Below are 20,070 nucleotides of genomic sequence, written 5' to 3' on the forward strand. Positions count from 1 at the left end.
CGGCGCCACGAGGGGAACCGCATGCGTCGTCTTGCCGGAGGCCTGGTGTGTTTCGCGGCTTGCCTGGGGGGCGCGCTCGCCACCCACGCGCAATCCGATCCTCCTGCACCGCCGGCCGCGCCGCCCATCGTGTTGCAGGCCGCGCACCTCTTCGACGGACGCAGCGGCAAGCTTGTCTCGCCCGGCCGCATCGTGGTGCGCGGCACGAAGATCGAATCCATCGGCAGCGATGCGCCCGCACCCGCCGGCGCACGCGTGATCGACCTCGGCGACGCCACGCTCATGCCCGGCATCATCGATGCGCACACGCACATCGCCGGCGACTACGACGCCAGCTGGACCAACGGTTTCTACAATTCGATGATGCGGCTGCCGGTGGAACAGTCGTACTACGCCGCGCGCAATGCACGCGCGACCTTGCAGGCCGGCGTGACCACCGTGCGCGAAGTCGGCGCCGCGGACCTGATCGACGTCGCGTTGCGCAACGCCATCAACGCCGGCCTCGAAGACGGGCCGCGCATGCTCGTCGCCGTGCACGCGATCGGCTCGACCGGCGGCCATTGCGATGCACCTGCCTTCCCGCCCGGCACCGTGCGCACGTTCGGCGAAGCGGACGGCGTGTGCAACGGCGCCGATTCCTGTCGCCGCGCGGTGCGCGAGCAACTCAAGTACGGCGCGGACGTCATCAAGATCTGCGCCTCCGGCGGCGTGCTGTCCGAATCCGATCCGGTCGACGTGCCGCAGCTCACGCCCGCGGAACTGTCGGCCATCGTCGACGAAGCGCACGCCTGGCGCCGCAAGGTGGCTGCGCATGCGCACGGCGATCTCGCGGCGCGGCTGGCGGTGGAAGCCGGCGTCGATTCCATCGAACACGGCAGCTTCCTCACACCGGAGACACTGCAGCTGATGCAGCGCAAGGGCACGTACCTGGTGCCGACGCGCATGGCGGTGAACTTCGTGCTGAAGCAGGCGGGCACGTATCCGCCGAAGGTCGGCGACAAGGCGCGCGCCGCGGCCGGTTCGCACGGCCGGATGATGCACGACGCGATGCGCATCGGCGTGCGGATGGCCTACGGCACCGATGCCGGCGTGTATCCGCATGGCGAGAACGCGCGCGAGTTCGGCGACTACGTCGACCTGGGCATGGACCCGGCGAAGGCGCTGATGACCAGCAGCGTGGGCGCGGCGACGCTGCTGGGCATCGACGCGGAGACCGGCACGCTGGAAGCCGGCAAGTTCGCCGACATCGTGGCGGTGCCGGGCAACGTGCTCGACAACGTGCGGGCGACCGAGCATCCGCGGTTCGTCATGAAGCAGGGCAAGATCGTGCGCGACGCGCCCTAGGAGCCTGACATGCAATTCAAGTGGATTGTTGCGTTGGTCACCGCACTCGTCGCCCTTCCCGCGCACGCGCAGGATGCCGTCGTCACCGACGGCGACAAGTACAAGGTGCTCCTCGAGAATGCGTGCGTGCGCGTGCTGGATTACCAGGACACGCCCGGGCAGATGACGCACCCGCACCACCATCCCTCGTTCGTGCTCTATGCGCTTGCGCCCTTCGAACGCGACATCCACTTGCCGGACGGCAAGGTGATCCATCGCAGCTTCAAGCAGGGCGACGTGCTCTGGTCGCCGGCGCAGACGCACACCGGCGAAAACACCGGCAAGACGCCGTCGCATGCATTGCTCGTGGAGAACAAGCCCTCGGCGGCGTCGGACCCGGCTTGCAAGGACGCGGGCGCGCCCTGACCGCCTCCGGTCAGGACCCAGGCAGCCGGCGCCTCACTCCTCCGGCGACCCGCGCTTGAACCGCGCCTCCGCATCCAGCAAATGGCTCACCAGGATGTGCGACATGATGTTGATGCCGATGCCACCGAACATCACCGGGAACAGGTAGAGCGCCAGCGACACTTCGGACCGGAAGATCTTGTCGTCCTGCAGCGACGGACTGCTGCCGGCGGCGTTGGCCAGGCTCTGCAACAGGTACACGTCGAGCCCCGAGATCAGCACGAGCACGAAGCCGAACAGCAGCACCGTGGCGCGCGAGATCGCGCGCTTGCGCAGCAGCGCGACGTAGATCCAGGTCGGCACCACGGCCGAGAAGACGATGAGCAGCCAGAACCGCAGTTCGGTGAAGATGGTGGCGTGCATGCAAACCTCGTCGTTGGGTGCGCGGGCGTCAGTGCGGACCTTGTTGCTCGATCCGCTCCAGCGCCGGCAGCGCGCGTTGTTCGATCGGGGACAACGATAGCGACAGGCGCCAGAAGAACACAGCCAGCAGCGCCAGCATCAGGCCCGCCGCGGTGATGCCGCGCCGCGTCCATTCCACGGGCGGCGGCACCCAGGCCGCGAGCAGCAACAACCCGCCCACGATCGTGATCGCATCAAAACTGGCGCGCTGCCAGTAGCTCCCGCCCAGGTGCAGCCACATGCCGAATTCATCGAACGTCAGCGCCAACCCGATCCCGTAACCCGCCGCTACCACGTCGCGCCATCGCCCGCGCGGTTGCGCGAACAACAACGCAGCGCCGACAACCGCGAGCACCACGATCCCGAAGTTGAGGTGGTGCACGTGCGTGCCGCCGACGTGCACGTACAGGTCCGGCAGCTTGCGCGCCATGATCAGCAGCACGAGCAGCCGCGTGCAGGCGAAGGTCACCACGAAGGCGACGAGGACGATCCGCTGGAGTCGCCGGGAAGGACGCATGAGGCCGAGGATAGGCCCGGCCTAGTGAATTCGCGCGAGCAGGGCGTTGAAGCGGGGATGGTCGTGCAGGGGGTCGAGGTCGCTGTCGTGTTCCATCCAGGCGCGGTCGCCCCAGCCGAGGCTGACGGCGCGTTCGAGCAGGTCGATCGCACGCTCCAGGTCGCCCTGTCCGACATAGAAGCACGCCACGTTGTAGAGCACGACGGGCTCATCCTGCGCCTGCTTGAGCGCCTGCTCGGCCATCGCGCGGGCCTTTTCGTTCTCGCCGACGCGGTAGAGGTTCTGCGCCGCGAAATACAACGCGCGCGTGTCGTGCGGATTGAGCTTGATGTGCCGTTCCAGCGTGCCGAGCGCACCCAGGCGCACGCGCATCTCGTCCTGCTTGCGGCCCAGCGACGCCAGCGACATGGCCAGGAACATTGGCACCTGGAAGTCGTCCGGGTTCACTTCCGCGGCGCGCGCGTACAGGCGTGCGGCTTTTTCGAAGTCGCCGCGCGAGGAGCTGGCTAGGCCGTGGTAGTGCCACGCGTCGAAGAGGTTCGGGTTTTTGGTGGTCGCGGTTTCGAATTCGACCTCGGCCTCGTCGTAGCGCTCGCTGATCAGCAACGCCAGGCCGCGCGAGGCGTGGGCTTCTGCGGATTCGCGATCCAGCACGACGGCCTGTTCGCTGGCGCGGTTGGCGCGCTCCACGTTCTCGGTGGTGGCTTCGGCGTAGCGATACAGGTTGGCGTAGGCGTCGGCCATGCCGGCATAGGCCAGCGCGTATTTCGAGTCCACCGCGATCGCCTGCTCGAACATCCGGATCGCGTGTTCGTAATCGCGCCGCGCCATCGAATACATGTAGCTGCGGCCGCGCAGGTAGTAGTCGTAGGCTTCGGGGTCGGAGGTGGCGACCGACTGGATCGCGCGCCGCTCCTGCGGCGTCAGCGTCACCTGCAGCGCCTTGACGATGCTGTGCGCGATGTCGTCCTGGATCGCGAATACGTCTTTCAGTTCGCGATCGTAGGTTTCCGACCACAGGTGCGAATCGCTGTCGGTGTCGATCAGCTGCGCGGTGATGCGCACGCGGTCGCCGGCGCGGCGCACGCTGCCTTCCAGCAACGTGGTGACGCCGAGTTCGCGCGCGACCACCGGGATCGCGGCGTCCTTGCCCTTGTAGGCGAACGACGAGGTGCGCGAAGCCACTTTGAGCTGCGGCAGTTGCGTGAGCAGGTTGAGGATTTCCTCGGCGATGCCGTCGCTGAAGTATTCGTTCTCCGCATCGCCGCTCATGTTGACGAAGGGCAGCACGGCGATGGTGCGGCGGTCGTCGCGCAGGATGGCGCGTTGCGGCGGCGGATCGGGCGTTGCGGCGACGGGCGTTTCGGGTTCGGGCGAAGGCGATGCGATCGGCGCCATCGGCGCGACCGGCGCGGGCACGGCGACCGGGACTTCCTGCAACGGCAGCGTGCGCTCCAGCCCGCGCGGGCCGGCATCGAACATCCACGCCATCGCGAAGGCGATCGGGAACCCCAGCACCACCAGCACGATGACGAGGGTGACGGTCCAGGACGGCAGGTGCAGGCTCGGCAGCACCGTGGCCGCCACCTGGATCACCAGCCAGCCCGCGACCGCGTAGACGAGGGCAACGCGGAAGACGCGGCGTCGGCGGAGTTCGGCGAACAGGCCCGCGAGCATCGAACCGTCTCCCCGTGCGAATGCAGCGTCGATCCCCGGGCCAACGTGCCGCGCGCCGGCGAACGGACACTGCCGCTTTCCCGGCCCGTCCGGTCCCGGTTGGCATAGACTCCGGCCGTTCGGAGGAGCATGCGGATGGAAGCGATCGACCTGCTGGAAACCATCGAGGAAGAGACCGGGCCGGATCCGCGCTGGAGCGTGCTCTGGCTGCACGGGCTGGGCGCGGACGGACATGATTTCGTCCCGCTGGTGCCCGAACTGGTGCGCCATGGCTGGCCGTCGATCCGCTTCGTGTTCCCGCATGCGCCGGTGCGCGCGGTGACGATCAATGCCGGCATGCGCATGCGCGCCTGGTACGACATCCGCGATTTCGACCTGGCCAACCGCGCCGACGCCGATGGCGTGATGGTCTCGTCCGCGCAGGTGGGCGCGCTGCTCGATCGCGAACATGCACGCGGCATCCCGCCGGAACGCACGTTCCTCGCCGGGTTCTCGCAAGGCGGCGCGATCACGCTGGCCGCGGGCCTCAAGCGCACGCATCCCCTCGCCGGCCTCATCGCGCTGTCCACGTACCTGCCGATGTCCGAGCAGATGGCGCGCGAATCGGTCACCGATGCGGCCAAGCGCCAACCGGTGTTCCTCGCGCACGGCGATGCGGACCCGGTGATCCCGGTGCAGGCGGGGCATGCCACCGCATCGCTGCTGACGGGCCAGGGCTTCGATGTCACGTGGCGCACGTATGCGATGCCGCATGCGGTGTGCCCGGAGGAAATCCGCGATCTCGGGGACTGGCTCGAGCGCAGGCTCGCGGGCTGACGATGGAGGCCGCCCCCGGCGAACCCTGGTTGCCGGACCTGTGCCGCCTCGGGCGGCTGGCCACCGTGCTCGCGGTGGCCGAACTCGTGGTCGCCGTCATCGCGCTCTCGCCCTCGGCCGAAGCCGAATGGACCCTGGCCCGCTTCGCCTCGGCGAGCGGGTTCGCGTTGTGGCTCGCGCTCACGGTGTCGGTGGTGCTGTGCGTGTCCCGTCGCAAGCTCTCGACCTTGCGCCGTTGGGTCGGCGGGCCCGGCGCGGTGGTGCTGGCGGCGCTGATCGCTGCCTCCGGTGCCGCGCTCGTGCACGCGGTCGACCACGGCCTCGGGTCGGACCTGGTGCCCACCTCGGTCACGCTGCATCGCTTCGTGCTGGGCAGCGCGGCCATCACCTCGCTGATCGTGGGCGTGGTGCTGCGTTACCTGTACGCGGTGGACGGCTGGCAGGCGCAGGTGCGCGCCAGCGCGCGCGCCGAGGCCGACGCGCTGCAGGCCCGCATCAAGCCGCATTTCCTTTTCAACAGCATGAACACCATCGTCGGCCTGGTACGCCGGGACCCGGACGTGGCCGAGCGCGCGGTGCTGGACCTGTCGGACCTGTTCCGCGCGGCCCTGGGCGCCGGCAAGGGCGAATCGAGCCTGGCCGAGGAAGTGGAACTGGCCGAGCGCTACCTGTCGATCGAACAACTGCGCCTGGGCGACCGCCTGCAGGTCCGCTGGCGCAAGGCCGAACCCCTGCCCTGGCAGCTGCCGTTGCCCCGCCTGGTGTTGCAGCCCCTCGTCGAAAACGCGGTTTTGCACGGGATTTCAAGGCTCCCCGCGGGCGGCACCATCGACATCGAGGTGACCTGCGACCACGAACACCTGCAGGTCAGCATCCACAATCCGGCCCCCGCGCCCCGGGAGCGCGACATGTCCGGCGGGGGGCCGCTGGAGCCCCGCGCGGGCAGCGGGCACGCGCAAACCAACATCGCCCATCGCCTTGCGTATACCTTCGGACCCAAGGCGCGCGTGCACGGGCGTTGGCACGAGGGCTACTATCTGGCTGAGCTTCGAGTCCCGCTCCCTGCAGGAGGTCGATCGTGAGAGTGCTGATCGCCGACGACGAACCCCTCGCGCGCGAACGCCTGCGCGATCTGCTCGCCGCGCAACCCGGCGTCGAGCTGGTCGCCGAAGCAGGCGACGGGCGCGAAGCGCTGCATGCCTGCGCACAGCATCATCCCGACCTCGTGCTGCTCGACATCGCGATGCCCGGCATCGATGGCCTCGAAGCGGCGCGACATCTCGCTGCATTCGAACCACGGCCTGCGGTGGTGTTCTGCACCGCGTACGACGCGCATGCGTTGTCGGCGTTCGAAGCGGCCGCCATCGATTACCTCGTCAAGCCCGTGCGGGCCGAACGCCTGGCCGCCGCGATCGAACGCGCGCGCACCTTCGCCGCCGGCCGCACCAACGGCGACGGCGCGCCCGCCAGCGACCAGTTGCGCACGCACCTGTGCGCGCGCCTGCGCGGCAGCCTGCGCCTGATCCCGGTCGAGGACGTGCATTACCTGCAGGCCGAAGAGAAATACGTGGTCGTGCACCACGCGCGCGGCGAAGACCTGATCGAGGAATCGCTGAAGTCGCTGGAAGAGGAATTCGGCGACCGCTTCGTGCGCATCCATCGCAACTGCCTGGTCGCGCGGCATGAAATCGTCGAACTCAAGCGCGCGCCCGACGGGCACGTGCAGGCCGTGCTGCGGCACGGCAACCATCCGCTCGAGGTGAGCCGGCGGTGCGTGGCGCATTTGCGCGAGACGGTGAAGCACCTGTAGGGCAACGGCGGGAACGGGGAACGGGGAAAACCGGCTTGCTGCCGCGCTTCAGCCCCACCGGCCGAAGGTCGATGCGTTGCGCTTCGAATAGCTTGAGGGCGGACTTCGGCTCGCGCGGGGGCCGTCGCATCGAATGCTGTCTCCCTGTTCCCCATTCCCTGTTCCCGCTTTTCCATCGGCGATAATCCCGCCATGAATCACCCCCTCCGCATCGCCACCCGCAAGTCCCCCCTCGCCCTCTGGCAGAGCGAACACGTCGCCGACCGCCTGCGCGCCGCGCATCCGGGGCTCGACGTCATCCTCGTGCCCATGAGCACGCGCGGGGACGAAGTGCTCGACCGGTCGCTGGCCGCCATCGGCGGGAAGGGCCTGTTCCTCAAGGAACTCGAGATCGCGATGCAGCGCGGCGAAGCCGATTGCGCGGTGCATTCGCTGAAGGACGTGCCGATGGTGCTCGAGCCGGGCTTCATGCTGCCGGCGATCCTGGCGCGCGCGGACCACGCCGATGCGTTCGTGAGCAACCACTACGACGACCTCGACGCGTTGCCGCAGGGCGCGATGGTGGGCACGTCGTCGTTGCGTCGCCAGGCGCAGTTGCGCGCGCGGCGGCCGGACCTGGTGTTGCGCGACCTGCGCGGCAACGTCAACACGCGGCTCGCGAAACTCGATGCGGGCGAGTACGACGCGATCGTGCTGGCGTGCGCGGGGCTTGCGCGGCTCGGCTTCGAATCGCGCATTCGTGCGCGGCTGGATGCGCCGGCGTGGTTGCCCGCACCCGCGCAGGGCGCGATCGCGATCGAATGCCGCGACGACGCGCCGGAGATCCACGCGTTGTGCGCCGCGCTCGACGATGCGGAGACGCGCATCTGCGTGGAAGCCGAGCGCGCGATGAATCGTGCGTTGCATGGCAGCTGCCACGTGCCGGTCGCGGCGTTCGCGCGACGCGAAGGCACGCAGCTGGACCTGCAGGGGCTGGTGGGCTCGTCGCTCGACGGGCGCCTGGTGCGCGCGGCCAGCGAAGGCACGGATCCGGAAGCGCTGGGGATCGAAGTCGCCGAGCGCCTGCTCTCGCAGGGCGCCCGCGAACTCATCGACGCTCAGTAATAGAGCGTCACCATGTGCTTCGCTTCGGCGAAGAACAGCCAACGTTCGACGAAGGCGCCGGCCAGCGCGGACAGCGCGGCGGCCGTGTACCAGGGCGCGGTGTCCAGGTGCACGAAGACGAACACCGGCAGCAACGCCAGGATCGGCAGCACGGCGAACAGCACGATGGCCAGACGTCGCAACGTCTTCGCGTGCTTGCGCGCGACGACGAAGCCCATTTCCTTCGTGAGGTAGTTCGCCTCGGTGTGCGGGCGTTCGAAGACGGTGGCGGTGCGGTTCGGGAGGCCGATGGCGTCGCCGCGCGTTGCAGGCAGCGGCGCATCGATGTCGCGCCAGTAACGACGCTTCTGGTCCCACAGCAGCAGTGCGGCAACGATGGCGACGAGCGCGGCGACGTTGCGGACTTCGCGCCCCAGCAGCGTGGCGATGGCGCAGAACAACAGGCCGCCGGTGAACAGCGCGAACAGCACGTACACGCGTGGCACCAGGCGATGGCCCCACGCGGGGATCGGCTTGAGGGACGCGTAGATCATGGCGGTGCAGTAGACAGTCACGAGCGCGGCGATGATCGAGAGGGCGGCGACGCCCATGCCTGCGATTCCCAGCTGCACGGCCGAACCCGTTGCGTTGGCATCGAGCATGCCGGGCAACGCGGCTGCGCCGAGCAACAGGGCGATTCCGAATGTCAACATTGCGGCGACGCCTTCGCGCGACAACCACGAGGTCCGCCACTGCGAGAACGCGCGCCATGCGCGCATCGGCTTGCCGAGGTGCAGCGTCGAGCTGAGCAGCCCGATCGTCGACAGCACGATCGACACCGCGATGCTCACCAGGAGCGTGCGCGCCGAACTGACGCCCGTCAGCGCATGCCACGCCGCCCAGAACAACAACCCGTATCCCGCGCCCGACAGCGTGGTGAAGAAGATGACCGACAGCGCGGGATGCATGTGCGGCGTTACTCCAGCACGACCGCGGTGCCGGACGCGCTCACCATCAGCATGCTGCCGCCGTCCTGGATCTGGATGGTCTCGTAGTCGAGGTCCACGCCGACGACCGCGTTGGCGCCCGCTTCGCGCGCCTGCTCCATCATGTCGTTGACGGCTTCGGTCTTCGCCTTGCGCAGCACTTTTTCGTACGACCCCGAGCGGCCGCCCAGGATGTCGCGGATGCCGGCGAAGAAGTCGCGGAACATGTTGGCGCCGAGGATCGCGTCGCCGCCGACGAGCCCCTTGTAGGCCACGATGCGGCGGCCTTCGAAGGTGTTCGTGGTGGTGACGAGGATGGGGGTTTCATCGGCCATGGCGATTCCTTAGCGACGGAGGAGGCGATCGAGCCAGCGTTTCGGCGTGGCATCGACTTCGGGTTCTGCAACGACGACGGTTTCTTCGCCGCCGGCGCGACGCGGCCGCGGCGGCAGGTAACGATTGACGGGCGCATAGCCGAGTTCGGGCAGCAGCGGCAGGCCGCCGCGCTCGGCGACGAGCTTGGACACCGCCGATTCCGGATCGCCCAGGTCGCCGAAGTGGCGCGCGCGCGTCGGGCACACCTGCACGCACGCGGGCTCGCGCTCGGATTCGGGCAGGTTCTCGTTGTAGATACGGTCGACGCACAGCGTGCATTTCTTCATCACGCCTTCTACTTCGCTGTACTCGCGCGCGCCGTACGGGCAGGCCCACGAACACAGCTTGCAGCCGATGCACTTGTCTTCGTCGACGAGCACGATGCCGTCGGACGCGCGCTTGTAGCTCGCACCGGTCGGGCACACGGTGACGCACGCGGGCGTTTCACAATGCAGGCACGAACGCGGGAAGTGCAGCGTCATCGCCGGTTGCGCGGGCGCGCCGTCCGCGGCGGGCACCTGCTCGAGTTCGTAGCTGTGCACGCGGTTGAACCACACGCCCGACGGATCCTTGGCGTACGGCTGTTCGTCCGTCACCGGGCCGGCCATGCCGCCGCTGTTCCATTGCTTGCAGCCGACGGCGCAGGCCTGGCACCCGACGCACGTATCGAGATCGATGACGAGGCCGAGCTTCTTCGTCGACGGGGGCGGCAGCTGCGTCATGTCTTGCTCGCGTTCGGCTTGCTCTTGCCGGGATGTTCGAGGTTGCGCAGCGCGGCGCCGTAGCGCAGCGGGCGTTCGTCGGCTTCGCGGTACGGCAGCGGCGGGAATTGCGGCGCGCTTTCGCCGGCCTGGTCGCTCTTGCGGATGCGCACGCGCAGGTCGAACCACGCGGCCTGCCCGGTCACCGGATCGGCGTTCGCGTAATCGCCCTTCGGCGTCACGTCGGAAATCAGGTGATTGAGCAGGAAGCCCTTCGTGCCTTCCGGTGCGTCCTTCGCCAGGCGCCACGCGCCGCGCCGCTTGCCGATCGCGTTCCAGCTCCACACGGTGTCGGGCTGCACGTTCTTCGCGAAACGCACTTCGACGGTGATCGTGCCGTGGTGCGAATCGACTTCGGCCCAGTCGCCTTCGGCCAGACCGTATTTCGCGCCCGTGGCCGGATGTACGTACAGCGCGTTGCGCGCCTGGATCTGCCGCAGCCACGCGTTTTGCGATCCCCACGCGTGGTACATGTACATCGGGCGCTGCGTGATCGCGCTCAGCGGGAAGGCCTCGCGCGAGGTCTCGTCGTGCTCGAACGGTTCGTACCAGATCGGCAGCGGATCGAAATACGTGGCGACGCGCGTGCGATGGCGATCCGGCGGTTGCATGGTGCCGTGCCCTTGCGCGGCGAGGCGGAACTTCTGCAACGTCTCCGAATACAGCTGCATCACGATCGGCTGGTCGTTGGCGACGAAGCCGAGCTTGTGCGCCCACTGCAGGTAGTCGCGATTCGCCATCTTGTAATAGCGCCCCGCCTCCGGGACCGGCGTGTGCCAGAAACCGCCGTGTTCGATGTAGCGCTTGAGCTGGTCGGGATTCGGCGCGCCCTTGCCTTCCTGCGTACCATCTTCGCCGCGCCAACCCGCCAGCAGGCCCACGCCGGGCGCGCGCTCGTGGCGGACGATGTAATCGGCGTAGTCGCGATATTGCGGCGAACCATCGGCGTGCACCAAGCCGGGTAATCCGAGGCGCGCGCCGAGATCGAGCAGCACCGACTGGAAGCCGCGCACGTCGCGCGGGCGGTTGTCGTCGGTGGGTTGCGTCGCCGCATCGAAGATCGGATGGCGGATCGCGTCGCTCGCGCCGTCGGCGTCGGAGATCGGGCGATCGAGCAACGAGATCGCATCAAAGCGTTCGAGATACGTGGTGTCGGGCAACACGAGGTCCGCGTAGGCGACCATTTCCGACGCATACGCATCGCTGTAGATGATGCGCGGGATGCGGTACTCGCCGCTCTCGTCCTTGTCGGTGAGCCACTGCATGGTCTCGGAGGTGTTCATCGCCGAGTTCCAGCTCATGTTCGCCATGAACATCAGCAGCGTGTCGATCTTGTACGGGTCGCCCGCCCACGCGTTGCGGATGACGGTGTGCAGCATGCCGTGCGCGGCGAGCGGGTACGCCCAGGAATATGCGTGGTCGATGCGGCGCGGGGCGCCTTGCGCGTCGACGACGAGGTCTTCGGGCGTGTGCACGAAACCGAGCGGTGCGGCGTCGAGGCCACCATCGGGCCGACGCGTCTTGCCGGGGCGATTCGCCGGCGGGATCGGCTTCGGGAACGGCGGCTGGAAGCGGAACGAGCCCGGCACGTCCACCGCGCCCAGCAGCAACTGCAGCAGGTGCAGCGCGCGGCAAGTGTGGAAGCCGTTGGAATGCGCGCTGATGCCGCGCATGGCATGCATCGACACCGCGCGGCCTTCCATCGACGCGTGTTCGCGGCCCCAGCTGTCGGTCCAGGCGATCGGCAGCGAGAGTTTCGTATCGAAGGCGGCGGCGGCCAGTTCGCGCGCGATGCGGCGGATGGTGTCGGCGGGGATGCCGCAGCGTTCGGCGACGGCGTCGGGCGCGTATTGCGGATCGAGGTAGCGGTCGGCGACCAGGTGGAAGACGGGGACGGCGGTGCGGCCGTCGGGCAAGGTGTATTCGCCGATGACGACGGGCGCCACGTCCACGGCGTTCGCATCCACCGCGCCGCGTTCGCGATCCCAGCACAGCGCGCGGCCTTCGCCGTCGCGCGCGAACAAGCCATCGTCCGCGCCGCCCGGATTGCGCACCACCAGCCAGTGCGCGTTCGCGTAGCGCACCAGGTACTCCAGGTCGATGCGGTCGCTGCGCAGCAATTCGTGGATCAGCGCGAACGCGAACAGGCCGTCGGTGCCGGGCCGGATCCCGATCCATTCATCCGCGATCGCGCCGTACCCCGTGCGCACCGGATTGACCGCGACCACCTTGGCGCCGCGCGCCTTCAGCTTGCCGAGGCCGAGCTTGATCGGATTGGAGTCGTGGTCTTCGGCCACGCCCCACAGCATCAGGTATTGCGTGTGGTCCCAGTCCGGTTCGCCGAATTCCCAGAACGAACCGCCCAGCGTGTACAGCCCGCCCGCGGCCATGTTCACGGAGCAGAAGCCGCCGTGCGCCGCGTAGTTGATCGTGCCGAACTGCTGCGCCCACCAGCCGGTGAGCGCCTGCGACTGGTCGCGCCCCGTGAAGAACGCCAGTTCGTCGGGGTTGCGTGCGCGGATGGGCGCGAGCCACGACGTGGCGAGTTCCATCGCCTCGTCCCAGCTGATTTCCTTGAATTCGCCCGAGCCGCGCTCGCCCGTCCGCAGCAACGGGCGCGACAACCGCGCCGGCGAGTAGTGCTGCATGATCCCCGCCGAGCCCTTCGCGCAGAGCACGCCGCGGTTCACGGGGTGGTCGGGATTGCCCTGGATGTAGCGGATGCGGCCTTCGAGCGTCCACACCTTGATGCCGCAACGGCACGCGCACATGTAGCAGGTCGTCGCGTGGACGGCGTCGCCGGGCGACGGCGAAGGATTGAGCGTGGGCTCGCGCATGCGGCGCATTGTAGCGGCGGTCTTGCATAATCCCGGCCATGGACCGCTACGAACGCATCAACGCCCTGCACCGCCTGCTCAAGGCGGCGCGCTATCCGGTCACCGTCGCGCGGCTGCAGGAGGAACTGGGCTGCTCGCGCGCCACTGCCTACCGCGACCTGGCCTTCCTCCGCGACGGGCTGATGGCGCCGGTGATCGGCGACGGCGAGGCCGGCTTCCGCTACGACGCCGCCGAGAACGACCGCTTCGAACTGCCGGGCCTGTGGCTGAACTCGGAAGAGCTGCATGCGCTGCTCGCCGCGCAGCAGTTGCTGGCGCGCAGCGGTGGCGGCCTGCTGGCCACGGCGCTGGCGCCGCTGCAGCAGCGCGTGGAAAAGCTGCTCGAGGAACAGGCCGGCGGCAAGAAGTGGCCGGTGGAGCGCGTGCGCGTGATCGCCAGCCGCCCGCGCCGCCTGGATGAGCATGTGTTCCGCGTCGTCGCCTCCTCGGTGCTGGGGCGGCGCAAGCTGTCCTTCGATTACCGCGCGCGCTCCACGGACGAGAAGACGCGCCGCACGGTGTCGCCGCAGCGCATCACCCATTACCGCGACAACTGGTACCTGGATGCCTGGGACGAGGATCGCGAGGGCCTGCGCAGCTTCGCGGTGGACCGCATCGGCGCGGCCAAGCTGCTCGACGGCACGGCGCGCGACATCGGCGACGCCGACCTCGACGAACACCTGGCCTCCAGCTACGGCATCTTCTCCGGCCCGCCGAAGAACTGGGCGACCATCCTGTTCAGCGCCAAGGCCGCGCGCTGGGTGGCGGACGAACGCTGGCATTCGCAGCAGCAGGGGCGGTTCCTGCCGGACGGGCGCTACGAACTCAAGATCCCGTACAGCAATGCGCGCGAGCTGCTGATGGACGTGCTGCACTACGGCTCGGACGCGGAGATCGTCGAGCCGCCGGTGCTGCGCGAACAGGCGCGTTCGCTGCTGTCGCTGGCGATCTCGAACTACGATCGATGACGCCGCCCGCCGACGCACCCAGGATCCGCCCGGAAGAGAAGGTCGCGCTCGTCCTCGGCGCCGGCGGCGCGCGCGGGTTGGCGCAGATCGGCGTGATCGAGGCGCTGGAAGCCCGCGGCATCCACATCGTCGCGATCGCGGGATCGTCGAGCGGCGCGCTGGTCGGCGGGCTGCACGCGAGCGGCAAGTTGCCGGCGTATCGCGACTGGCTGCTCACGCTTGACCGGCGCGCGATGCTGCGGTTGCTCGATCCGGGCTTCGGGCGTTCGGCCCTGTTCGAAGGCGCGCGGCTGATCGAGGCGCTGCGCGAGATCGCGGGCTCGCCGCGGATCGAAGACCTGCCGATCGATTTCACCGCGGTGGCGGTGGATGTCATGCGCCAGCGCGAGGTGTGGTTGCGCGAGGGCGACATGTGGGATGCGATCCGCGCGTCGTTCGCGATCCCCGGCTTGTTCACGCCGCACATGATCCACGGGCGCGCGCTGGTGGATGGCGGGTTGCTGGCGCCGTTGCCGATCGCGGCCACGCGGCTGTCGGATGCGCATCGGTTGATCGCGGTCGACATGCATGGCTGGCCGCAGCGTCCGCCGGGCGAGCCGGCGCAGGAAGGTGCGCCGTCCGGCGACATGCCGAAATCCGGGGGGCCCTCGTGGTTCCGCGCGTGGTTGCGCAGCGACGATGCGACGTCGACGGCGGACGTCGCGCGCTCGCGCCTGGGCTTCACGGACCTGATGGCGCGTTCGCTCGACCTGATGCAGGCGCAGATCTCGCGCGTGCAGCTGGCGCTGGATCCGCCGGAGCTGGTGATCCGCATTCCGCGGGATGCGTGCCAGTTCTACGAATTCTGGCGGGCGAAGGAATTGATCGGGGTGGGGCGGCAGGAAGCGGACAAGGCGCTCGACGCGGCCGGGTACTGAGTTCCTCGCAGGGTCGCAGCCCGTGAGATGACCCCACGCAATGCTCCGTCGCAAGCCCAACGGAGCCATCGCCATGCACCGCACCGACGCCTCGCTCGCCAACCCCCGCATCGCCCGCGTCCTCCGCACCTGGCTCGCATGGGGCGCCGCCGCCGTGATCCTGCTGCCCTTCGCGCGTGAAAACACCACGTGGTTCGGCTACCTGCCGATGTGGCTCGTCGCCATGCCGGCGATGGCGCTGTGGGCGCTGCATCGTTTTGCACTGCCGCATTGGCCGGCGGCCGTCGCGCGGGGCGGCCAGTACAAGCGTCGTCGCACCGGGGCGCAGGCCATGCGCCGCCGGGATCGCGGCGCGCGTGCGCTGCGCGGGCTGCGCGCGGCCTGACCCCTCCGGCGGGCCTCCGGCAGGGGTCCGCCCCGCAGGTGGCGTGCTAGCGTTGGCGACTCTTTTTTTGTCGCCGGAGTCGCGCATGCCGAAGGTGTCGCCTGATCGTCTCGTCCTCGGGGCCGTGCTCGGCCTTGGCCTGGTTTCGATCGGTGGCGCAGCCTTCGCGGCGGACGGCACGCCCGCCAAGGAGGACGCCGTGGCCAACGATCCCTATCAATGGCTCGAGGACGTGCACGGCGACAAGCCGATCGCCTGGGTCCGCGAGCAGAACGCGCACAGCGAAGCGGAACTCGCGACCAAGCCGGAATTCCGCAAACTCGAGCGCGACATCCTCGCCATCCTCGATTCGACCGCGAAGATCCCGGGCGTCGAGAAGATCGGCGACTTCTACTACAACCTGTGGAAGGACAAGGACCACGCGCGCGGCCTGTGGCGTCGCACGACCCTGGCCGAATACCGCAAGCCGGACCCGCAGTGGGAAACGGTGCTCGACCTCGATGCGCTCAACAAGGCCGAGGGCAAGGCGTGGGTGTGGCACGGCGCGGATTGCCTGAAGCCCGACTACACGCGGTGCCTCGTGGCGCTGTCGAACGGCGGCTCGGATGCGGACGTGACGCGCGAGTTCGACCTGTCGACGAAGCAGTTCGTCCGCGACGGCTTCTTCCGTCCCGAAGCGAAGGGCGGCCTGGGCTGGATCGACAAGGACACGGTGTACGTCTTCACCGACTTCGGCGGCAACAGCATGACGCCCTCGGGCTATCCGCGCATCGTGAAGCAGTGGTCGCGCGGCACGCCGATGGCCGCCGCGACGAAGGTGTACGAGGGCCAGCCGGAAGACATGTATATCTCCGGCTTCCGCGACCAGACGCCGGGGTTCAAGCGCGATTTCGTCAGCCGCACGATCGCGTTCTACAACGACGAGCTGTACCTGCGCGGCAGCGACGGGAAGCTGGTCAAGATCGATGCGCCGAATTCGGCGAATAAATCCGTGCACGGAGCGTGGTTGTTGCTTGAACTGCGCGATCCCTATGAAGCCGGTGGCCAAACGTATCCCGCGGGCGCGCTGATCGCGACGAAGTTCGACGACTTCATGGCGGGCAAGCGCGGTTTCTTCCAGCTGTTCACGCCCGATGAGCACAGCTCGCTCGCCGGGTATGCGTGGACGAAGAACGCGCTGGTGTTGAACGTCATGCGTGATGTGCGCAATGAATTGAGCGTGTTCCGGTTCGCTCCGGGCGCGCGCGACCTCGACGAAGGATTCATTTCCCATCCGCTCGCTGGCGCCCCGACGCTCGGCACGGTCAGCGTTTCCGCGGTCGATTCCGACACCAGCGATGCGGTGTGGATCACCTCCACTGATTACCTCACGCCCACCAGCCTGATGCTTGCCGACGTGTCGACGAACACGCCGCCGGAAGTCCTCAAGTCCAACCCGCAGTTCTTCAACGCCGACACGCACGTCATCGAACAGCACTTCGCCACGTCGAAGGACGGCACGAAGATCCCGTACTTCCTCGTGCGCCCGAAGGCGATGAAGGCGGATGGCTCGACGCCGACGCTGCTCTACGGTTACGGCGGCTTCGAAGTCTCGATGACGCCCGCCTATTCGGGCAGCGTCGGCAAGGGCTGGCTGGAGATGGGCGGCGCGTATGCGGTCGCCAACATCCGCGGCGGCGGCGAGTACGGCCCGCGCTGGCACCAGGCGGCGCTGAAGGCCAACCGCCACAAGGCGTACGAAGATTTCGCCGCGGTGGCCGAAGACCTCGCCAAGACCGGCGTGGCCGACAGCAAGCGCCTCGGCATCATGGGCGGCAGCAACGGCGGCCTGCTGATGGGCAACATGCTCACGCAGTATCCGCAGCTGTTCGGCGCGATCGTGGTGCAGGTGCCGCTGCTCGACATGAAGCGTTACAGCCACCTGCTGGCCGGCGCGTCGTGGATGGCCGAATACGGCGATCCGGACACGGCGGACTGGGAGTACATCAAGACCTTCTCGCCGTACCAGCTGTTCGATCCGGCGAAGGATTACCCGCCGACGCTCTTCCTCACCTCTACCGCCGACGACCGCGTCCATCCGGCGCACGCGCGCAAGATGATGGCGAAGATGCTGGAAGCGAAGAAGGACGTGCGCTACTTCGAGAACATCGAAGGCGGCCATGGCGGCGCGGCGAACAACGCGCAGTCCGCGCACATGAACGCGCTGGCCTACACCTTCCTGTGGCAGACCCTCTCGAAGTGATCCGTCTTTTCCGCTGCTGATCCCGTGCTAACGGAGCCCGCATGAAAATCGCCCCCTGCCTGCTTTCGATCGCCCTCATGACAACCAGCCAACTGCACGCCGCCGACCTCCCGCAACCGCCCGACGTGGCGAAGAAACCGCATGTCGTGAAGGCGCCGCACGGCGCGGAGCGCAATGACGAGTACTACTGGCTGCGCGACGACACGCGCAAGAACCCGGAGATGCTCGCGTACCTCAACGCCGAGAACGCGTACACCGACGCGTACATGGCGCGCCTGAAGCCCGTGCAGGAAAAGGTGTACGAGGAGATCGTGGGCCGCATCAAGCAGGACGACAGCTCGGTGCCGTACCACGAGCGCGGCTGGTGGTACTACTCGCGCTTCGAGACCGGCAAGGACTATCCGATCTACGCGCGTCGCAAGGGCACGATGGATGCGCCGGAGGAAGTCCTGCTCGACGTCAACGTGATGGCCGCGGGCAAGAACTACTTCAGCGTGGGCGACTGGGAAGTCAGCCAGGACAACACGATGCTCGCCTGGGCCGAAGACGCCGTGGGCCGCCGCCAGTACGTCATCAAGTTCCGCAACCTCGCCACCGGCGAAACCTTCAGCGACGAAGTGCCGGGCGTGTCGCCCAACCTGGTCTGGGCGGACGACAACAGGACGCTGTTCTACGTCGAGAACGATCCCACCACGCTGCTCACCACCAAGGTGAAGAAGCACGTGGTCGGCACGCCGGCGAAGGACGACGTGCTGGTGTACGAGGAGAAGGACGACAGCTTCTACATGGGCGTTGGCCGCACGCGCGACGACAAGTACCTGTGCATCAGCGTGGACAGCACGGTGTCGAGCGAAGCGCGCTGCGCGCCGGCCGCCGATCCGAAGGAATTCGTCGTGCTCGCCCCGCGCCAGCGCGACGTGGAATACGAAGCCGACCACCATGGCGGCCGCTGGGTGATCCGCACCAACGCCGACGGCGCGAAGAACTACAAGCTCGTCACCGCACCGGACGGGTCGACGTCGCGCAAGGACTGGAAGGACTGGATCCCGCACAGCGACAAGGTGTTCATCGACAGCTTCGAGCTGTTCGACGATTTCGCCGCGATTTCCGAACGCAGCGACGGCCTGGAGCGCCTGCGCCTCCTGCGCGCCGACGGCAAGTCCGAATACGTGAAGGCCGACGAACCCGCGTACGGCATGGGCCTGTCGGTCAACGCGGAGCCCAACACCGATTGGCTGCGTTACACCTACACGTCGATGACCACGCCGGCCACGGTGTACGAACTCAACACGAAGACCGGCGAGCGCAAGCAGCTCAAGCGCGATCCGGTGATCGGCTACGACCCGTCGCTGTACACGACCGAACGCCTGTGGGCGACGGCGCGCGACGGCACGAAGGTGCCGGTGTCGGTCGTCTACAAGAAAGGTTTCAAGAAGGACGGCACGGCGGCGCTGTTGCAGTACGCGTACGGCAGCTATGGCTCGTCGACCGATCCGGGCTTCAACCTGCCGGTGGTGAGCCTGCTCGACCGCGGTATGGTGTACGTGCTCGCGCACATCCGCGGCGGCCAGGAAATGGGGCGCCAGTGGTACGACGACGGGCACCTGTTCAAGAAGAAGAACACGTTCACCGACTTCATCGACGTCACCGATTTCCTGGTCAAGGAAGGCTATGCGTCGAAGGACCGCGTGGCGGCCTACGGCGGCAGCGCCGGTGGCCTGCTGATGGGCGCGATCGCGAACATGGCGCCGGACCGCTATCGCGTGATCCTGTCGCAGGTGCCCTTCGTCGACGTGGTGACCACGATGCTCGACCCGAGCATCCCGCTCACGACGAACGAATACGACGAGTGGGGCAACCCGGAGAAGAAGGACTACTACGACTACATGCTGTCGTACTCGCCGTACGACAACCTGAGCAAGCAAGCGTATCCGGCGATGTTCGTGGGCACGGGGCTGTGGGATTCGCAGGTGCAGTATTTCGAACCGGCCAAGTACGTGGCGCGCCTGCGCGACCTGGACACCTCCGGTCCGGAGCACCCGGTGCTGTTCCGCATCAACATGGATGCGGGGCATGGCGGCAAGTCGGGGCGGTTCCGCCGGTACAAGGAACAGTCGGAGATGTACGCGTTCCTGCTCGACCAGCTGGGCGTGGCCGAGGCGCCCGCCCAACACGCCGCCGCCACGAAATGACACACTGCGCGTCATGAAACCGATCCGACTCGCTTCCCTGCTGCTCCTCGTGTTGCCGCTCGCTGCGTGCGGCAACAAGGGGCCGTTGATCCCGGTGCCCAAACCGCAGACCCCACCGGAAACGCCGGTCCAGTCGATGCCCGCGGAAGCGGCGAGCACCATGCCCGCCGAATCGGCGAGCACGATGCCGGCGGCCCCCGCGACCACGATGCCGGCGACACCGCCGTCCGCCGAAGACGACGATGGGACCCCCGGCAAGCCCCGCTGAGCCCGCA

The 20,070-nt window shown here is 68.0% G+C and carries 19 protein-coding genes; 12 read left to right on the forward strand and 7 right to left on the reverse strand.

The window, feature by feature from the left end:
- Positions 1 to 21: 21 nt before the first annotated feature.
- Complete coding sequence (locus LYSCAS_RS05550) at positions 22 to 1,344, forward strand: metal-dependent hydrolase family protein (RefSeq protein WP_213436502.1); 1,323 nt, start codon at positions 22 to 24, stop codon at positions 1,342 to 1,344.
- Positions 1,345 to 1,353: 9 nt separating this feature from the next.
- Positions 1,354 to 1,749 carry a cupin domain-containing protein gene (locus LYSCAS_RS05555; RefSeq protein WP_213436504.1) on the forward strand — a complete coding sequence of 132 codons (396 nt, stop codon included), beginning with the start codon at positions 1,354 to 1,356 and terminating at the stop codon, positions 1,747 to 1,749.
- Positions 1,750 to 1,782: 33 nt separating this feature from the next.
- On the opposite strand, the gene LYSCAS_RS05560 is transcribed toward LYSCAS_RS05555, so the two are convergent.
- The 3 genes from LYSCAS_RS05560 to LYSCAS_RS05570 are packed head-to-tail and all read right to left on the reverse strand — an operon-like array spanning position 1,783 to position 4,384.
- On the reverse strand, positions 1,783 to 2,151 hold the full coding sequence (locus LYSCAS_RS05560) for a hypothetical protein (protein ID WP_213436506.1): 369 nt from the start codon (positions 2,149 to 2,151) through the stop codon (positions 1,783 to 1,785).
- Positions 2,152 to 2,179: 28 nt separating this feature from the next.
- On the reverse strand, positions 2,180 to 2,707 hold the full coding sequence (locus tag LYSCAS_RS05565; RefSeq protein WP_213436508.1) for a hypothetical protein: 528 nt from the start codon (positions 2,705 to 2,707) through the stop codon (positions 2,180 to 2,182).
- A gap of 21 nt (positions 2,708 to 2,728) precedes the next feature.
- The gene (locus tag LYSCAS_RS05570) at positions 2,729 to 4,384 is read right to left on the reverse strand and encodes a TPR end-of-group domain-containing protein (protein ID WP_213436510.1); all 1,656 of its coding nucleotides are present in this window, start codon (positions 4,382 to 4,384) and stop codon (positions 2,729 to 2,731) included.
- A gap of 135 nt (positions 4,385 to 4,519) precedes the next feature.
- Here LYSCAS_RS05570 and LYSCAS_RS05575 point away from each other — a divergent pair, with 135 nt between their 5' ends.
- From LYSCAS_RS05575 to hemC, 4 genes are all read left to right on the forward strand, one after another.
- Positions 4,520 to 5,200 carry an alpha/beta hydrolase gene (locus tag LYSCAS_RS05575; protein WP_213436512.1) on the forward strand — a complete coding sequence of 227 codons (681 nt, stop codon included), beginning with the start codon at positions 4,520 to 4,522 and terminating at the stop codon, positions 5,198 to 5,200.
- A 2-nt stretch (positions 5,201 to 5,202) separates the two neighbouring features.
- The gene (locus LYSCAS_RS05580; protein WP_213436514.1) at positions 5,203 to 6,282 is read left to right on the forward strand and encodes a sensor histidine kinase; all 1,080 of its coding nucleotides are present in this window, start codon (positions 5,203 to 5,205) and stop codon (positions 6,280 to 6,282) included.
- On the forward strand, positions 6,279 to 7,010 hold the full coding sequence (locus LYSCAS_RS05585; RefSeq protein ID WP_213436516.1) for a LytR/AlgR family response regulator transcription factor: 732 nt from the start codon (positions 6,279 to 6,281) through the stop codon (positions 7,008 to 7,010). Before LYSCAS_RS05580 ends, LYSCAS_RS05585 begins: the two co-directional genes overlap by 4 nt.
- Before the next feature lie 192 nt (positions 7,011 to 7,202).
- Positions 7,203 to 8,114 (forward strand): hydroxymethylbilane synthase, encoded by a 912-nt coding sequence (gene hemC, locus LYSCAS_RS05590; protein ID WP_213436518.1) that lies wholly within the window; start codon positions 7,203 to 7,205, stop codon positions 8,112 to 8,114.
- Here the strand turns inward: hemC and LYSCAS_RS05595 are convergent.
- From LYSCAS_RS05595 to LYSCAS_RS05610, 4 genes are read right to left on the reverse strand one after another with little or no spacing between them, the layout of a single operon-like run.
- Positions 8,108 to 9,061, reverse strand: coding sequence for a dimethyl sulfoxide reductase anchor subunit family protein (locus LYSCAS_RS05595; protein ID WP_213436520.1), 954 nt, complete (start codon positions 9,059 to 9,061; stop codon positions 8,108 to 8,110). The genes hemC and LYSCAS_RS05595 overlap by 7 nt on opposite strands.
- Before the next feature lie 8 nt (positions 9,062 to 9,069).
- On the reverse strand, positions 9,070 to 9,414 hold the full coding sequence (locus LYSCAS_RS05600) for a heavy metal-binding domain-containing protein (RefSeq protein WP_213436522.1): 345 nt from the start codon (positions 9,412 to 9,414) through the stop codon (positions 9,070 to 9,072).
- A gap of 9 nt (positions 9,415 to 9,423) precedes the next feature.
- The gene (locus LYSCAS_RS05605) at positions 9,424 to 10,176 is read right to left on the reverse strand and encodes a 4Fe-4S dicluster domain-containing protein (RefSeq protein ID WP_213436524.1); all 753 of its coding nucleotides are present in this window, start codon (positions 10,174 to 10,176) and stop codon (positions 9,424 to 9,426) included.
- Positions 10,173 to 13,052 (reverse strand): molybdopterin oxidoreductase family protein, encoded by a 2,880-nt coding sequence (locus LYSCAS_RS05610; protein ID WP_213436526.1) that lies wholly within the window; start codon positions 13,050 to 13,052, stop codon positions 10,173 to 10,175. The genes LYSCAS_RS05605 and LYSCAS_RS05610 overlap by 4 nt, the downstream gene beginning before the upstream one ends.
- Positions 13,053 to 13,090: 38 nt before the next feature.
- Between LYSCAS_RS05610 and LYSCAS_RS05615 the strand changes: the two genes are divergently transcribed.
- From LYSCAS_RS05615 to lptM, 6 genes are all read left to right on the forward strand, one after another.
- Complete coding sequence (locus tag LYSCAS_RS05615) at positions 13,091 to 14,059, forward strand: helix-turn-helix transcriptional regulator (protein WP_213436528.1); 969 nt, start codon at positions 13,091 to 13,093, stop codon at positions 14,057 to 14,059.
- Positions 14,056 to 14,976, forward strand: coding sequence for a patatin-like phospholipase family protein (locus LYSCAS_RS05620; RefSeq protein ID WP_213436530.1), 921 nt, complete (start codon positions 14,056 to 14,058; stop codon positions 14,974 to 14,976). The genes LYSCAS_RS05615 and LYSCAS_RS05620 overlap by 4 nt, the downstream gene beginning before the upstream one ends.
- Before the next feature lie 73 nt (positions 14,977 to 15,049).
- Positions 15,050 to 15,361, forward strand: coding sequence for a hypothetical protein (locus LYSCAS_RS05625; protein ID WP_213436532.1), 312 nt, complete (start codon positions 15,050 to 15,052; stop codon positions 15,359 to 15,361).
- 85 nt (positions 15,362 to 15,446) lie between these two features.
- Positions 15,447 to 17,603 carry a prolyl oligopeptidase family serine peptidase gene (locus tag LYSCAS_RS05630; RefSeq protein WP_213436534.1) on the forward strand — a complete coding sequence of 719 codons (2,157 nt, stop codon included), beginning with the start codon at positions 15,447 to 15,449 and terminating at the stop codon, positions 17,601 to 17,603.
- 41 nt (positions 17,604 to 17,644) lie between these two features.
- A complete protein-coding gene (locus LYSCAS_RS05635; protein WP_213436536.1) occupies positions 17,645 to 19,795 on the forward strand; it encodes a S9 family peptidase in 2,151 nt (716 codons plus the stop codon).
- A 13-nt stretch (positions 19,796 to 19,808) separates the two neighbouring features.
- Complete coding sequence (lptM, locus tag LYSCAS_RS05640) at positions 19,809 to 20,063, forward strand: LPS translocon maturation chaperone LptM (protein WP_213436538.1); 255 nt, start codon at positions 19,809 to 19,811, stop codon at positions 20,061 to 20,063.
- Positions 20,064 to 20,070 lie beyond the last annotated feature (7 nt).

The sequence above is a fragment of the Noviluteimonas caseinilytica genome, from assembly GCF_018406605.1.
Lineage (GTDB): Bacteria > Pseudomonadota > Gammaproteobacteria > Xanthomonadales > Xanthomonadaceae > Noviluteimonas > Noviluteimonas caseinilytica.

Coding starts and splice junctions, on each gene's coding strand:
- LYSCAS_RS05560 (WP_213436506.1), bottom strand. CDS start 2,151: ATGCACGCCACCATCTTCACCGAACTGCGGTTCTGGCTGCTCATCGTC.
- LYSCAS_RS05625 (WP_213436532.1), top strand. CDS start 15,050: ATGCACCGCACCGACGCCTCGCTCGCCAACCCCCGCATCGCCCGCGTC.
- LYSCAS_RS05600 (WP_213436522.1), bottom strand. CDS start 9,414: ATGGCCGATGAAACCCCCATCCTCGTCACCACCACGAACACCTTCGAA.
- LYSCAS_RS05635 (WP_213436536.1), top strand. CDS start 17,645: ATGAAAATCGCCCCCTGCCTGCTTTCGATCGCCCTCATGACAACCAGC.
- LYSCAS_RS05555 (WP_213436504.1), top strand. CDS start 1,354: ATGCAATTCAAGTGGATTGTTGCGTTGGTCACCGCACTCGTCGCCCTT.
- LYSCAS_RS05565 (WP_213436508.1), bottom strand. CDS start 2,707: ATGCGTCCTTCCCGGCGACTCCAGCGGATCGTCCTCGTCGCCTTCGTG.
- LYSCAS_RS05605 (WP_213436524.1), bottom strand. CDS start 10,176: ATGACGCAGCTGCCGCCCCCGTCGACGAAGAAGCTCGGCCTCGTCATC.
- LYSCAS_RS05620 (WP_213436530.1), top strand. CDS start 14,056: ATGACGCCGCCCGCCGACGCACCCAGGATCCGCCCGGAAGAGAAGGTC.
- LYSCAS_RS05595 (WP_213436520.1), bottom strand. CDS start 9,061: ATGCATCCCGCGCTGTCGGTCATCTTCTTCACCACGCTGTCGGGCGCG.
- LYSCAS_RS05610 (WP_213436526.1), bottom strand. CDS start 13,052: ATGCGCGAGCCCACGCTCAATCCTTCGCCGTCGCCCGGCGACGCCGTC.
- LYSCAS_RS05580 (WP_213436514.1), top strand. CDS start 5,203: ATGGAGGCCGCCCCCGGCGAACCCTGGTTGCCGGACCTGTGCCGCCTC.
- LYSCAS_RS05550 (WP_213436502.1), top strand. CDS start 22: ATGCGTCGTCTTGCCGGAGGCCTGGTGTGTTTCGCGGCTTGCCTGGGG.
- hemC (WP_213436518.1), top strand. CDS start 7,203: ATGAATCACCCCCTCCGCATCGCCACCCGCAAGTCCCCCCTCGCCCTC.
- LYSCAS_RS05630 (WP_213436534.1), top strand. CDS start 15,447: ATGCCGAAGGTGTCGCCTGATCGTCTCGTCCTCGGGGCCGTGCTCGGC.
- lptM (WP_213436538.1), top strand. CDS start 19,809: ATGAAACCGATCCGACTCGCTTCCCTGCTGCTCCTCGTGTTGCCGCTC.
- LYSCAS_RS05615 (WP_213436528.1), top strand. CDS start 13,091: ATGGACCGCTACGAACGCATCAACGCCCTGCACCGCCTGCTCAAGGCG.
- LYSCAS_RS05570 (WP_213436510.1), bottom strand. CDS start 4,384: ATGCTCGCGGGCCTGTTCGCCGAACTCCGCCGACGCCGCGTCTTCCGC.
- LYSCAS_RS05575 (WP_213436512.1), top strand. CDS start 4,520: ATGGAAGCGATCGACCTGCTGGAAACCATCGAGGAAGAGACCGGGCCG.